Raw genomic sequence first — 13,995 nt, 5'->3', positions numbered from 1 at the left:
CGCTTCTCAACTATGCAACCAGTTGCATAGCGCCCGCGAATCCCCTAATATGCATTCATGCAACTGGTTGCATAGTTGCTGCATTGATCAAAAGTGCCGATCTAACCGGCCATCCCCATCCTTCATCACCAGAGAGCCATTCCCATGAGCGCCTATCCCCACCTTTTGCAACCGCTTGACCTGGGTTTCACCACGCTGCGCAACCGTGTCCTGATGGGATCGATGCACGTGGGCCTGGAAGAAGCCAAGGATGGCTTCGAGCGCATGGCTGCGTTCTATGCCGAGCGTGCCCGTGGTGGGGTGGCGCTGATGGTGACCGGCGGCATTGCGCCCAATGACGATGGTCGTCCGTACCCCGGTGGTGCCCGCATGGCCACGGAAGAAGAGGCCGCCCAGCACAAGGTGGTGACGGATGCCGTGCACGCTGCGGGCGGCAAGATCGCCATGCAGATCCTGCACTTTGGCCGCTATGCCTACCACCCTGGCCTGGTGGGCCCGAGCGCCATCAAGGCGCCGATTTCGCCGATGCCCCCGCGCGCGCTGACCACCGAAGAGGTGGAGCGCACGATCAATGACTACGCGCACAGCGCAGCCATGGCCCAGAAGGCCGGCTACGACGGCGTGGAGATCATGGGCTCGGAAGGCTACCTGATCAACGAGTTCATCGCCGCGCGCACCAACCAGCGTGACGACGAGTGGGGTGGCGCGTACGAGAACCGCATGCGCTTCCCGGTGGAGATCGTGCGCCGCACCCGTGAGCGCGTGGGCCCGAACTTCATCATCATCTACCGCCTGTCCATGCTGGACCTGGTGGAGGGTGGTTCGACCTTTGACGAAGTGGTGCAACTGGCCCAGGCGGTGGAAGCCGCTGGCGCCACCATCATCAACACCGGCATCGGTTGGCACGAGGCCCGCATCCCGACCATTGCCACCAGCGTGCCGCGCGGTGCCTTTGCCTGGGTGACGCAGAAGATGAAGGGCAAGGTCAAGATCCCGCTGATCACGACCAACCGCATCAACACGCCGGAAGTGGGCGAGAAGATCCTGGCCGAGGGCTGCGCCGACATGGTGTCGATGGCGCGTCCGCTGCTGGCTGACCCTGACTTCGTGAACAAGGCGGCTGCTGGCAAGGCCGATGAGATCAACACCTGCATCGGCTGCAACCAGGCCTGCCTGGATCACACCTTCAGCGGCAAGATCACCTCGTGCCTGGTGAACCCGCGTGCCTGCCACGAGACGATCTTGAAGATTGAGCCGGTGACGGCGAAGAAGCGCGTGGCCGTGGTGGGCGCGGGCCCGGCCGGTTTGGCTGCATCGACGACGGCCGCTCGCCGTGGTCACGACGTGACGCTGTTTGAAGCTGGCGAGGATGTGGGCGGCCAGTTCAACATCGCCAAGCAGATCCCGGGCAAGGAAGAGTTCTACGAGACCCTGCGCTACTACCGCAATGAGCTGAAGGCCTCGGGCGTGAACGCGCGGTTCAACACCCGCGTGTCAGTGGACGACCTGGTCAAGGGTGGCTTTGACGAGATCATCCTGGCCACCGGCGTGTCGCCGCGTACGCCCGCCATCGAAGGTGTGGACCATCCGAAGGTGCTGAGCTACCTGGACGTGCTGCGTGACAAGAAGCCGGTGGGCAAGACCGTGGCCGTGATCGGCGCCGGTGGCATCGGCTTTGACGTCTCAGAGTACCTGACCCATGAAGGCGAGAGCCCCTCGCTGAACCTGGCGAAGTTCAATGAGGAATGGGGCATTGACTCGGGTTACGCCGAGCGCGGTGGCATCAAGGCGCCGCACCTGCCCAAGCCACCGCGTCAGATCTTCCTGCTGCAGCGCAAGACCAGCAAGGTGGGCGACGGCCTGGGCAAGACCACGGGCTGGATCCACCGCACCTCGCTGAAGAACCGCAATGTGGAGATGATTGCCGGCGCGACGTACAACAAGATCGACGACGCAGGTCTGCACATCACCGTGGGTGGCAAGGACGTGCTGCTGCCGGTGGACAACGTGGTGCTGTGTGCAGGCCAGGAGCCCTTCCGCGAACTGCAGGCCGGTCTGGAGGCGGCGGGCCAGAAGGTGACCCTGATCGGTGGGGCCGATGTGGCCGCCGAGCTGGACGCCAAGCGCGCCATCAAGCAAGGCACCGAAGTCGCTGCGGCGCTCTGATCATGGCGATGTCACCCAACTTGAATCCGCAGGCGGCGGCCTCGCTGGCGCTGTGGCACGAGATGGTGGCGCAGCAGGATCTGGGGCGCTTGCCCTCGATCCTGCGCGACGATGCGGTGTTCCGCTCGCCGATGGCCTTCAAGCCGTATGTGAGTGCCACAGCGGTGAACCTCATCCTGACCACGGTGCTGCAGGTGTTCAAGGACTTCACCTACCACCGCACGCTCGTGTCTGACGACGGCCTGAACGTGGTGTTGGAGTTCAGCGCCACGGTGGCCGACAAGCAGCTCAAGGGCATCGACATGATCCGCTTCGATGAAGACGGCAAGATCGTGGACTTTGAGGTGATGGTGCGACCGATGAGCGGGCTGCAGGCCCTGGGTGCCGAGATGGGCGCACGCCTGGCCGCCTACCTGCCGGCCTACAAAGCCCAAATGTCTCAACCTGGACAGTGAGAAATCTCCATGCAATTTGAAACCCTGGCTGTGTCGGTGGACCAGCACATTGCCACCGTCAAGCTCAACCGGCCTGAGAAGGCCAATGCCATGAACTGGCAGATGTGGCAGGACATCCGCAGCGCGATGCAGTGGGCCGACCGTACGCCGGAAGTGCGCGTGGTGATTGTGGAAGGTGAGGGCAAGCACTTCACCTCGGGCATTGATCTGACGATGATGATGGGCCTGCAAGCCCAGATCAAGGACGACTGCGATGGCCGTTCGCGCGAGAAGCTGCGGGCGCTGGTGCTGGAGTTGCAGGACACGCTCAGCAGCATCGAACGCTGCCGCAAGCCGGTGCTGGCTGCCATCCACAACGGCTGCGTGGGTGGCGGGGTGGACCTGATCAGCTGCACCGACATGCGCTATTGCTCGGCCGATGCGTATTTCACGATCAAGGAAATCGACATTGGCATGGTGGCCGACGTGGGCACACTGCAGCGTTTGCCCAAGCTGATTGGCAACCAGGGCATCGTGCGCGAGATGGCGTTCACGGGCCGCAAGGTGCTGGCCGATGAGGCGCTGCGCATTGGCCTGGTCAACCAGGTGTTCGAGACGCGTGAGGCGATGCAGGCGGGTGTGCGCGAGATGGCGGCTTTGATTGCGTCGAAGTCGCCGCTGTCGATTCGCGGCACGAAGGAAATGCTGAACTACAGCCGCGACCACTCGGTGGCCGATGGCCTGAACTACATCGCAACGTGGAATGCGGCGATGTTGATGTCCAGCGACCTGACGACGGCGATGATGGCCAGCATGGCCAAGCAGACGCCGCAGTTCAAGGACTGATCGGCACAGCCGGTGGCGGAGGGCGACAGGTGGAACGCTGGTTGCACGGGGCCCTCACGCTGAGCTTGGCGCCGCTGCTGTTGGTGCAGGGGCGCTGGGTGCGGCGCCGCACGCCGGTGTTGCCCGAGCCGCCTGGACCACGAGCCGGCGTGATCGGCCAGGGGCCGGTGTTGCGCCTGCTGGTGGTGGGCGACTCGTCGGCGGCGGGCGTGGGCGCGGCGCATCAGGACGAGGCGCTGACCGGGCGCTTGACGCAGGACTTGTCACGTGATTTCACGGTGCATTGGCGGCTGCAGGCCTGCACGGGTCACAAGCTGGCCGATGTGCGCGCGGCGGTGCGTGGGCTGCCTGCCGAGCCTTTCGACGTGGTGGTGGTAGCCGTGGGGGTGAACGACGCCACGGGGCGCACGCACCTGGCGCATTGGCTTCACGGTCTGCAATCTCTGGTGACGGAGTTGAAGCAGCGGCATCAGGCTCAGCAGGTGATCTTGTCGGCCTTGCCGCCGGTGCATTTGTTTCCCGCTTTGCCGCAGCCTTTGCGCTGGTATCTGGGGCGGTGTGCCACGCGCTTGGACAAGGCGCAGCGGCGCTGGGTGGCCGGCCAGCCGGACTGTGAAGTGCTGGGCGCGGACTTTCCGATGGACTTGCGCTACATGGCGCAGGACGGGTTTCATCCGGGGGCGCTGGCGTATGAGGCTTGGGCGGCGGCTTTGGCAGAGCGGATTCGGGCGCACGCACGTACCAGCCAGATCAGCCCGGGTCGCTAGAGAGTCCACGGAAAATGGCTTCGCGCACATTGCGCACGTGTGCCATGCCCGCCTCGTCCGCCGCTGACGCGTCCCCCCTGAGGACCGCATCACACATGAGTTGGTAGTCGCGCATGCGGACCTTCTGCAAGGTCGCAGGGCGGTGCTGCGCGTAAACGATGGGCATCTGGATAGACGGAAACAGCCGTTTGAGCTCCCGACTGCCACTGGTTTGAAGCAGGGCGCGGTAAAAGCCGCGCCGTGCGCGCGCAAACGCATCGACATCCTGTGCGGCGTTGGCGCGTTCGAGTTCGGCGAGTGCCTCACGGATCGGGTCGCTCGGTTGGCCGGCAGCGATCCCCAAGGCTGCACTTTTGGCCAGCAAGCCCGTCATCCGCTCTGCCACGTCCAGCACCTCCCGCGTCTCCTGAAGGCTGAGCGATCGCACCGCCGCCCCCTTGTTGCGCAGCAGTTCGACAACGCCTTGGGCCGCGAGTTGTTGCAGCGCCTCACGCACGGAATTGCGGCTCACTTGGTATTGCTCGGCCAGATCGACCTCCACGAGTCGCTGACCCGGGACGATCTTCTGTTCCGCCAAGCCGTTCAGGATCCCGTAGAGGACGGCGCTCGATGCGCTGAGGGCGGTTTCATCGGAGGACATGGGCGGGGTTTCCTTGTGCGGGCAAGAGGCAGGATCGGGGCGAGGGGCTGTGATCGTAGGAAATATCGATCTACACTATTGTTCAACAATGTGGTTGAACAATAAAGTTTGCCATCGACCAACCTTGAAGACGCCCCATGGACTTTTCGCTGACCCCAGAGCTGCGCGCGCTGCGCGACAAGACCCGACAGTTCATCGCCGAGCAGGTGATCCCCCTCGAAAACGACGAGCGCCAAAGCCACCACGGCCCGAGTGAAGCGCTGCGTCGCGAACTGATCGGACGTGCCCGGGCGGCCGGACTGCTCACGCCGCACGCGTCCCGCGCGATGGGCGGTCTGGGCCTTACCCACGTCGAAAAGGCCGTGGTGTTCGAAGAAGCGGGCTACTCCTGGCTCGGCCCGACGGCGCTGAACATCCATGCGCCGGACGAGGGCAACATCCACCTGATGGAAGAGGTGGCCACGCCGGCTCAGAAGGAGCGCTGGCTGCGCCCTCAGGTGCAGGGGCTCACCCGCTCGTGTTTTGCCATGACCGAGCCCGCACCCGGCGCGGGCGCCGACCCCTCGATGCTGGCCACCACGGCCGTGCGCGACGGCGACGACTATGTGATCAATGGGTGCAAATGGTTCATCACGGGCGCCGAGGGCGCCGACTACGCGATCATCATGGCGCGCATGGAGGACGGTTCGGCCACGATGTTCCTGTCGGACATGGACCGCCCCGGCATCGTGCTGGAGCGCAACATGGACGCGATGGACACCTGCTTCACCGGCGGTCATGGTGTGCTGCGCTTTGACAACCTGCGCGTGCCCGCCACCGATGTCTTGGGCGAAGTCGGCAAGGGCTTCCGCTACGCCCAGGTGCGTTTGGCGCCAGCGCGTCTGACACACTGCATGCGCTGGCTGGGGCAGGCCCGTCGCGCGCACGACACGGCACTGGCCTATGTGCGCAAGCGCCACGCCTTTGGCAAGCCGCTGGTCGAGCACGAAGGCGTGGGTTTCATGGTGGCCGACAACGACATGGATCTGCAGACGGCGCGCCTGCACATCTGGCATACGGCCTGGTTATTGGACCAGGGCGAGAAGTGCAACTTCGAGTCGAGCAGGGCCAAGGTCGTGTGCTCCGAGGCGGAGTGGCGTGTGGTGGACCGCAGCGTGCAGATGCTTGGCGGCCAAGGGGTCACAGCGGAAACCCCTGTGATGCGCATCTTCACCGACATGCGCTCTTTCCGGATCTACGACGGCCCCAGCGAGGTGCACCGCTGGAGCATGGCCCGCAAACTCGCCCACTTGGCAGAGACCGCCGAAGCCGAGTTGCTGCGCCACGGAGGTGCGGCGTGACGGGCATCGCGACAGGCCATGCCGAACAGCCTCTGCCGGTGCAAGAGCTTGGCAGCTACCTGCGTGCTCAAGGACTCGCAGGCAGCGCCCCCCTGCAGGTGCGTGTGCTGTCAGGTGGGCAATCCAACCCCACGTATCGCATCACGACCGAAAACGACGGAGAAGTCCGCGACTATGTGCTGCGCAAGAAGCCGCCCGGCACGCTGATCGCCTCGGCCCACGCCATCGACCGCGAATACCGCGTGATGAAGGCCCTGGAGGTGACGAATGTGCCTGTGCCGCGCATGCTCCATTACTGCGAGAGCAGCGAGCTGCTGGGCACGCCGTTCTACGTGATGGAATACCTGCACGGCCGCGTCCTGATGGACCAGTCGCTGCCGGGAATGGCCCCCGACGAGCGCTGGTCCATCTACCGAGAGATGAACCGGGTGATCGCTGCGCTGCATGCCGTGGACTACCGCGCAGTGGGCTTGGGCGACTATGGCAAAGAGGGCAACTATGTGGGCCGACAGGTCGCGCGCTGGTCCCGCCAGTGCCGCGAATCAACCTTGCCCGTGAACGCCGCCATGCATCGCCTGATGGACTGGCTGCCCGCGCACCTGCCCGAGGATGATGAGACCACGCTGGTGCATGGTGACTACCGGATGGACAACCTCGTGTTCCATCCCACCGAGCCACGCATCATCGGCGTGCTGGATTGGGAGTTGTCGACCTTGGGGCACCCTTTGGCTGATTTGGCCTACCAGTGCATGGCCTGGCGCATCCCACCAAGCCTGTGGCGGGGCATTGGCGGGCTAGACCTTGAGACACTCGGCATTCCCTCAGAAGCCGAGTACGTTGCTTGGTACGGCGCTGCGACCGGACGCGATGCGGCAGGCCACTGGGACTACTATCTGGCCTACAACCTGTTCCGCATGGCGGCCATCTTGCATGGCATTGCGCAGCGCGCGGCGGACGGCAATGCCGCGGCCGAGGATGCCGAGGAAACCGGCCGCAAGGCCGGACCTCTGGCGGAACTGGGCTGGCAGGCTGCGCAGCGCTACATGGCACGTGAGTGAGCCCCAGAGACGGAGAGGGCGTCGTCTTCATGGCCCGAGCCCGGTTCGGCACGGCAGATGGTTGCCACCCCGCTTGGCGCAGTCGGTGCGCGTTGCCTACCTTGATGGACGCATTAGCGTGGCGTGCCTTCCACGCTTCGCAGCGTGAGGGATTGTCCACTCAACCATTGCTTGCGGGCCGACCCACATTGCGGACACGGCTCAACGCGGTCGGGTGGTTCATACACTGAGCCGCATTGCAGGCACCGTGCCTGCGCCGGAACCGTGTGCATCTCGATGGCAGCCCCTTCAGCCAAGGTGCCTGGCAAAGCCGCCAGTAAGGCGGTGCGCAGCGCGTCTTCATCGACACAGCCCAGGGCGCCGATGTCGAGCACGATGCGGGTGATGCGCGAGAGCGCGTCGCGTTGACGTTCGAGCAGGGCGATGACCTCGATGGCCAGGGAGGCTTCATGCATAGAGCTTTGGCGCAATCCAGTGGAGGATCTCGGGCCAGGCTTGGTCCAGCGCCTGTCGCATGCCCTCAGACACTGGCGCTCCCAGCTCAAAGCATTCTCCCTTCAGGGACAAGAGCCAGGCTCTGGGGGGGCACATCTGGAGGGTGTTGGCACACAGGTGCAGCAGTTGCTGCGGTGTGCATTGGTGGCTGCTGATGGCGGGGCCCGAACGTGCGGAACGGATGCGGCGCCATGTCACGGGCTCGCTTTGACGTGCCGCTGCATCGATGAACAAGACGCGGTCGCGCCATCGCAGGTCGTAAGCATGTTCGACCATGAGCTGCTGGTCGCTGATGATGGCGAGGTCCATGCGGTGGATGCAGCCCTCGTCGTCGAGCCACTCGCTGAGGCGTTCCGCCAGCAGGGGGCCTGCGGCATCGTCACCCCGGCTGGGGTTGCCTACTGCCACGATGAGCGTGGTGCCCCAGTCGCAGGGCGCCTCGTCGAACTCGATCAGGCTGGAGGGGCTCATGCGCTGGTGGGCGGCCAGTTGCGCGCCGTGGGCTCTGTGCTCAGATCGGGGCGCTCCAGCGTGCCGTCTTCGTGCTTGAGCAGAACGTCGGCCAGTTGGCCATCGGGCTCGACCACCTCAATGCGCAGCGGCATCTTGCCGACTGCATGGGTCGCGCACGACAGGCAAGGGTCGTAGGCGCGGATGGCGACTTCGATGTGGTTGAGCAGGCCTTCGGTGACTTCGCGGCCATCGAAGTATTCGGTGGCCACGCTGCGCACGGCTTCGTTCATGGCGGTGTTGTTGTGCGTGGTCGAGACGATGAGGTTGGCGTATTCGATGAGGTCGTTGTCCCCGATGCGGTAGTGGTGCAGCAGGGTACCGCGCGGTGCTTCGATGACGCCGATGCCTTCACGCAGCGGGGTGCCGGTGGCCATCAGGTCGGTGCCAGTGATGTCGGGGTCGCCCAGCAGGCGGGCGATGCCTTCGGCGCAGTGCAGGGTGTCGATCATGCGGGCCCAGTGCTGGGCCAGTGAGGCGGTGATGGGCTGGCCGTTGCCCCACGCCATGAACTCGGCGCGGGCGGCTTCGGCGCGCGGGGTGTCGAGGTAGGTGGCGTTGTTGACGCGGGCAAGCGGGCCGACGCGGTACCAGCCGTGCTCGGGGCCGAGCGCGCGCAGGTGCGGGAACTTCATGTAGGTCCAGGGCTTGACCTCTTCGACGATGAGCTGCTGGTAGTCGTGCACATCGACCTGGTCGACGATGAGCTGGCCTTGGACGTCTTTCACGCGCAGGGCGCCGTCGTAGAGGTCGGCGGCGCCGTCGGGGCGCACCAGGGACATGAAGCCGGAGGCGAAGTTGGCGAAGCGGCCTTGTTCGGGCTGGCCGCGCAGGAAGAGGTCGCGGGCGAGTTGCAGGGCGCCTTCGCACCAGGTGATGATCTGGTCGATGTCGGCGCGCATCAGGTCGCGGTCGGCCACGGACAGGGGCTTGTTGAAGCCGCCGGGGACCGAGCCGGTGCCGTGCACGCGCTTGCCAGTGAGCAGCCGAATGATCTCTTGCCCGTACTTGCGGATGCGGATGCCTTGCAGGCCGAGTTCGCGCTGGTCTTGCAGCACACCGACGATGTTGCGGTGGGCCACGGCGTCGTCGAAGCCAAAGAGCAGGTCGGGCGAGGCGAGATGGAAGAAGTGCAGGGCGTTGGACTGCAGCACCTGCGCGAAGTGCAGCAGGCGGCGCAGCTTTTCGGCGGTGGGGGTGATGCGGCCGTTGCCGATCACGAAGGCGTCGCAGGCCTTGCTGGCGGCGAGCAGGTGGCTGACCGGACAGATGCCGCACAGGCGTTGCACGAGGGTGGGCACCTCCCAGTAGGGGCGGCCCTGGATGAAGCGCTCGAAGCCACGGAATTCGACGATGTGCAGGCGGGCCTGGTGGACTTTGCGCTTGTCGTCGAGCAGCAGGGTGACCTTGCCGTGGCCTTCGACGCGGCTGACGGGCTCGATGACCACGCGGTTCAGGCTGGCCGGGTCGGCGGCGGTTTCAAGCGGGTGGGGCATGGTGGTTCAGTCGAAATGGCGGTCGGTGCGGGGGATCACGGCGGCGCGTTGGGCCAGCGCGGCCAGGATCAGTTCGCGGAAGGCGGCGGCCGGGGGCGGGCATCCAGCCAGGGTCACGTCGATGGGCACGACTTCGTGCAGCGGCAGCACCTTGTTGAGCAAGGGGGGCAGTTCGGGGTCACAGGGGACCTGGGGGTTGTGCAGATCGGTGCCCAGGTAGGCCTCGGCCACGAGTTCAGAGACGGGGATGCCGTTGCGCAGCGCGGGCACGCCGCCGTACATGGCGCAGGCACCCACGGCGACCAGGGTGGTGCAGCGGGCGCGGAATTCGCGCAGCACCTCGACGTTTTCCTTGTTGCACAGGCCGCCTTCGATCAAGCCGATGTCCACGCCTTCGGCGCTGACGTGCTTGATGTCGGTGAGCGGGCTGCGGTCGAACTCGATGTGCTCGATGAGGTCGGCCAGGGCTTCGTCCACGTCGAGGAAGGACATGTGGCAGCCGAAGCAGCCGGCCAGCGAGCAGGTGGCGATGCGCAGCTTCTTCTGCGGGGTGGCGGTGCTCATCAACTGTCCTCCGGGCGCTGGGCGATGTCGGCGGCGTCGTAGGGGCGCTGGCCGATGGGGATGACGAAGCCCTGGCGCTTGGGCATCAGGGCGCCCACGGGGCAGATGTGCATGGCGCGGTCGGTGACGGCCACGTCGCTGTCGTGCAGCTGGCCGCTGGGGCTGTTGACGAGCAAGGTGGTGTGGGCGCCGCGCCCGCCGATGGCGAAGACGTTTTTGCCATCGACCTCGCGGCTGGCGCGCACGCACAACTCGCACAGGATGCAGCGGCTGCGGTCGAGCCAGACGTCGGGGTGGGAGGCGTCCACGTCTGGGTGCGGGGCGGTGTGCACGAAGTGGGTGTCTTGCATGCCCAGGTGGTAGGCCACAGCTTGCAGGTGGCAGGCGCCGCTTTTTTCGCAGAAGGGGCAGTGGTGCTGGCCTTCGGCGAAGAGCATCTGGGTGATGCGCTGGCGGTCGTGCTGGAGTTCGGGTGTTTCAGATTCCACCACCAGGCCGGCACGGGCGGGCATGGTGCACGAGGCCACAGTGCGGCCCTGGATGCGCACGCTGCAGACCTTGCAGCTGCCGATGGGGTCGAAGTCGGCGTGGTGGCACAGGTGCGGGATGTAGACGCCGGCAGCCTGGGCTGCCTGCATCAGGGTCTGGCCGGGCTGGAAAGGGATGGGGCGGCCATCGAGCAGGAAGGTCTCGGGCGCGGCCTGGGGCGTGGTCACGGTCGAGTCCTCGGGCATGGCGGAGGGCGTGGGTGTCTGGGGCGCGCTCATGCGGGGTTTTCCGTGCGGTGAGGGACGGCGGTGGGCAGGTGGGCCATGTCGACGCAGGCGGCGTCCAGATCGAAGGCGTGCAGGCTGGGCACCAGACGGCGCTCGACCTGTTCGGGGAAATGGGCGAGCACGTCGAGCAGCGGGTGGGCGGCGGTCTGGCCCAGGCCGCAGTGGCTCAGGCGCTGCATGAGGGCGCCGATGTCGCGCAGGCGCTCCAGGTCATGTGCGCTGGCGTGGCCACTCATCAGGCGGTCAGCGGTGTCCACCAGTTGCATGCAGCCGACGCGGCAGGGTGTGCAGAAGCCGCAGGATTCGTGGGCGAAGAAGTGGGTGTACTGGCGCGCCACATCCAGCATGTCGCGCTGGTGGTTGAACACGGTGAAGGCACCGCCGGTGGGTAGGTCTTCAAAGCTGATCTGGCGCTGCAACTGGCTGGCTTCGATCAGCTTGCCGGAGGGGCCGCCGACGAGCACGGCTTGCACGTCGTGCGCGCCAGCGTCTTGCAGGACTTCGGACACGGTCATGCCCCAGGGGATTTCGTACAGGCCGGGGCGGGTGACGTCACCCGAGACGCTGAGGATGCGGGTGCCTTTGGATTGGGCAGTGCCCTGGGCGGCAAACCAGTCGCCGCCGTGCACGGCGATCTGCGCCACCTGCACGAAGGTTTCGACGTTGTTGTTGACGGTGGGCAGGCCGAGGTAGCCCCGGTCGACGGGGAAGGGCGGGCGGGTGCGAGGGATGCCGCGCTTGCCTTCCACCGATTCGATCAGGGCGGTTTCTTCGCCGCAGACGTAGGCGCCGGCGCCCAGGTGCAGGGCGATGTCGAAGGCCTGGCCGCTGCCGGCCACATTGGCGCCGAGCAGGCCTTGGTTGCGGCGTTGGGCCAGCACCTCGCGCAGGTGCGGGGCGATGAATTCGTATTCACCACGCAGGTAGAGGAAGCCTTGGGTGGCGCCGACGGTCAGGGCAGCGATGGTCATGCCCTCGAAGACCTCGTGGGCCCATTGCATCAACAGCATGCGGTCTTTGAAGGTGCCGGGCTCGCCCTCGTCGGCATTGCAGGTGATGGCGCGGGGGCCGGGGGCATTGCGGCAGGCTTGCCATTTTTGCCAGGTGGCAAAGCCGGCACCGCCACGGCCGCGCAGGCCGGCGGTTTGCAGGGCTTGCAGCATGCCGTCGGCATCGCGGCTGAGCATGGCCTGCAGGCCGGTGCCGGGCGCAATGGGGTGGCTCAGCGTGAGGCTGTGGCGCCAGACGGGGTTGTGCACGGCAAAGAAGTCGGCGGGCCAGGCGTCCAGGGGCGTGTCGGACAGGATGAGGTCGGCGATTTCGTCGATGCGGCGGGGCGTGAGCTGCACCAGCGGGCGGCCGTTGACGAGGCCGGCGGGACCCTGATCGCACAGACCCGTGCAGGCGGTCCGGTGCACGGACACCCGGCCATCGGGGGAGGTGACGCCTTCGGCTACGCCAAGGCGTTGGCAGAGTTGGGTGAGCAAGGCCTCGTTGCCCAACATGCGGTCGGTGACGCTGTCGCTGAGGTAGACGGTGTAGCGGCCGCGTGGCTCGAAACTGAGGAAATGGTAGAAGCTCACCACGCTGCGGACAGCGGTGTAGCTCAGGCCCCATTGCTGCACCAGGGCGTCAATAGCCTGGGGTGGGACGTGGCCGGAGTGGGCCTGGATGGTGCGCAAGACCTGCAGCAGGTTTTGCGGGCTGGCGGGCCAGGCGTGGATCAGGTCGTCCAGGGTCACGGTCGCGGTCATGAAGCGGGCGGGGTCAACGTATGGCGGTTTGGCCGGGGGCGCCCACCAGGCTGATGGTGACGAGGGCGGAGGCGTCTTCCAGGGCAAGCAGACCGTGAGGCTCGCGGGCATCGAGGTAGACGTGGTCGCCGGGCTGCATGGTGCGCACGCCCTGGCCGACGGTCAGCTCGATGCAGCCCTCGAGGCACAACACGGTGACTTCGCCCGAGACATCGTGCGGGGGCATAGCCTTGCCGGCGTGGAGCACCAGACGGATCACCTCCAGATGGCGCCCTTTGACAAAGGCATGGCTGGGGGTCTCTTTGAGTGCCGGCCCCAAGGGCAGGGTGGAAACGAGGTCTCCAGAGGTGGCGTGCTTGAGGGCCATGGCTGCGCTCCTGTGTGGGGTGGCGGGTGAACCGTGCGGTGCGGCCTCAGCAGATGCGAGGCAGAGGGTCACCCATCAACCAATCCAGCATACGACAACCGCCGAAGGCTGTGCGCATTTGCACGAAATGATGGGGGTCTTCGGTGACGGTGCCAATACAGCGGGCCTGGGTGCCCAGGGGGTGGGTGTGCAGGGTGGCCAGCAGGGTGTCGACGTCGTCGGGGTGGCACAGGGCCAGCAGCTTGCCTTCATTGGCGAGGTAGAGCGGGTCGAGCCCCATCAGTTCGCAGGCACCTTGCACGGCGGGCTGCAGGGGGATGGCTGCTTCGTCGAGCATCATGCCCACGCCAGAGGCGGCGGCGATTTCGTTGAGGGTGGTGGCCACGCCGCCGCGGGTGGGGTCACGCAAGACGCGCAGGCGGGCACCACAGCCCAGCATGGCGTGCACCAGGCTGTTCAAGGGGGCGGTGTCGGAGACGATGGGGGAGTCGAATTGCAGGCCCTCGCGCTGACTGAGCACGGCCAGCCCGTGTTCGCCGATGGAGCCGGACAGCACGATGGCGTCGCCCACGTGTGCGCTCGCGCCCGACAAGCGCACGCCGGGGGCGATCCAGCCGAGGCCGGTGGTGCTGAGGTAGGCGCCGTCGCCCTTGCCGCGTTCGACCACCTTGGTGTCGCCGGTGACGATGGCCACACCGGCTTCGCAGGCCGCATCGGCCATGGAGCGGGCGATGCGCACGAGGGCGGTCAGCGGCAGGCCTTCTTCGAGGATGAAGCTGGCG

General features: G+C 66.1%; 15 protein-coding genes. 6 read left to right on the top strand and 9 right to left on the bottom strand.

Translation table 11 applies throughout. The features are described 5' to 3' along the window. Nucleotides 1-144: 144 nt before the first annotated feature. Genes RBT42_RS04465 through RBT42_RS04450 form a run of 4 tightly spaced genes read left to right on the top strand, consistent with a single transcriptional unit; the run spans nucleotide 145 to nucleotide 4,213 of the window. Entirely contained in the window at nucleotides 145-2,166 is a 2,022-nt protein-coding gene (locus tag RBT42_RS04465; RefSeq protein ID WP_320362669.1) for an NADPH-dependent 2,4-dienoyl-CoA reductase, read from the top strand. A gap of 2 nt (nucleotides 2,167-2,168) precedes the next feature. Next, a complete protein-coding gene (locus RBT42_RS04460; protein WP_320362668.1) occupies nucleotides 2,169-2,621 on the top strand; it encodes a nuclear transport factor 2 family protein in 453 nt (150 codons plus the stop codon). A 9-nt stretch (nucleotides 2,622-2,630) separates the two neighbouring features. Further along, nucleotides 2,631-3,446: a crotonase/enoyl-CoA hydratase family protein gene (locus RBT42_RS04455; protein WP_320362667.1), complete on the top strand. Its 816-nt coding sequence runs from the start codon at nucleotides 2,631-2,633 to the stop codon at nucleotides 3,444-3,446. 29 nt (nucleotides 3,447-3,475) lie between these two features. Further along, a complete protein-coding gene (locus RBT42_RS04450) occupies nucleotides 3,476-4,213 on the top strand; it encodes an SGNH/GDSL hydrolase family protein (protein WP_320362666.1) in 738 nt (245 codons plus the stop codon). On the opposite strand, the gene RBT42_RS04445 is transcribed toward RBT42_RS04450, so the two are convergent. Continuing rightward, nucleotides 4,197-4,853: a GntR family transcriptional regulator gene (locus RBT42_RS04445; protein WP_320362665.1), complete on the bottom strand. Its 657-nt coding sequence runs from the start codon at nucleotides 4,851-4,853 to the stop codon at nucleotides 4,197-4,199. The two genes, RBT42_RS04450 and RBT42_RS04445, sit on opposite strands and share 17 nt — an antisense overlap. 137 nt (nucleotides 4,854-4,990) lie before the next feature. On the opposite strand from RBT42_RS04445, the gene RBT42_RS04440 reads away from it, so the two are divergent. Both RBT42_RS04440 and RBT42_RS04435 read left to right on the top strand, forming a co-directional pair. Then, nucleotides 4,991-6,193, top strand: a complete 1,203-nt coding sequence (locus tag RBT42_RS04440; RefSeq protein WP_320362664.1) for an acyl-CoA dehydrogenase family protein — start codon at nucleotides 4,991-4,993, stop codon at nucleotides 6,191-6,193. Continuing rightward, nucleotides 6,190-7,251, top strand: a complete 1,062-nt coding sequence (locus tag RBT42_RS04435) for a phosphotransferase (RefSeq protein ID WP_320362663.1) — start codon at nucleotides 6,190-6,192, stop codon at nucleotides 7,249-7,251. Before RBT42_RS04440 ends, RBT42_RS04435 begins: the two co-directional genes overlap by 4 nt. 113 nt (nucleotides 7,252-7,364) lie before the next feature. Here RBT42_RS04435 and RBT42_RS04430 read toward each other — a convergent pair whose 3' ends face one another. The 8 genes from RBT42_RS04430 to hypE form a co-directional block, all read right to left on the bottom strand. Beyond that, entirely contained in the window at nucleotides 7,365-7,706 is a 342-nt protein-coding gene (locus RBT42_RS04430) for a hydrogenase maturation nickel metallochaperone HypA (protein WP_320362662.1), read from the bottom strand. Next, nucleotides 7,699-8,217: a hydrogenase maturation protease gene (locus RBT42_RS04425; RefSeq protein WP_320362661.1), complete on the bottom strand. Its 519-nt coding sequence runs from the start codon at nucleotides 8,215-8,217 to the stop codon at nucleotides 7,699-7,701. Before RBT42_RS04425 ends, RBT42_RS04430 begins: the two co-directional genes overlap by 8 nt. Further along, entirely contained in the window at nucleotides 8,214-9,752 is a 1,539-nt protein-coding gene (locus RBT42_RS04420; protein WP_320362660.1) for a Ni/Fe hydrogenase subunit alpha, read from the bottom strand. The genes RBT42_RS04425 and RBT42_RS04420 overlap by 4 nt, the downstream gene beginning before the upstream one ends. Before the next feature lie 6 nt (nucleotides 9,753-9,758). After that, entirely contained in the window at nucleotides 9,759-10,316 is a 558-nt protein-coding gene (locus RBT42_RS04415; protein ID WP_320362659.1) for an NADP oxidoreductase, read from the bottom strand. Further along, nucleotides 10,316-11,083, bottom strand: coding sequence for a 2Fe-2S iron-sulfur cluster-binding protein (locus RBT42_RS04410; protein WP_320362658.1), 768 nt, complete (start codon nucleotides 11,081-11,083; stop codon nucleotides 10,316-10,318). The genes RBT42_RS04415 and RBT42_RS04410 overlap by 1 nt, the downstream gene beginning before the upstream one ends. Beyond that, on the bottom strand, nucleotides 11,080-12,846 hold the full coding sequence (locus RBT42_RS04405; protein WP_320362657.1) for an NAD(P)H-dependent oxidoreductase subunit E: 1,767 nt from the start codon (nucleotides 12,844-12,846) through the stop codon (nucleotides 11,080-11,082). Before RBT42_RS04405 ends, RBT42_RS04410 begins: the two co-directional genes overlap by 4 nt. A gap of 13 nt (nucleotides 12,847-12,859) precedes the next feature. Continuing rightward, nucleotides 12,860-13,213, bottom strand: a complete 354-nt coding sequence (locus tag RBT42_RS04400; RefSeq protein WP_320362656.1) for a cupin domain-containing protein — start codon at nucleotides 13,211-13,213, stop codon at nucleotides 12,860-12,862. Between the two features lie 46 nt (nucleotides 13,214-13,259). After that, nucleotides 13,260-13,995, bottom strand: a 736-nt coding sequence (hypE, locus tag RBT42_RS04395; RefSeq protein WP_320362655.1) for a hydrogenase expression/formation protein HypE, incomplete at its 5' end; no start/stop codon positions are given.

The organism is Aquabacterium sp. (assembly GCF_034003525.1).
Taxonomy (GTDB): Bacteria; Pseudomonadota; Gammaproteobacteria; order Burkholderiales; family Burkholderiaceae_C; genus Aquabacterium.
The sequence above is the reverse complement of the archived record's forward strand: the minus strand, read 5'-3'. Positions and strand labels throughout refer to the sequence as shown.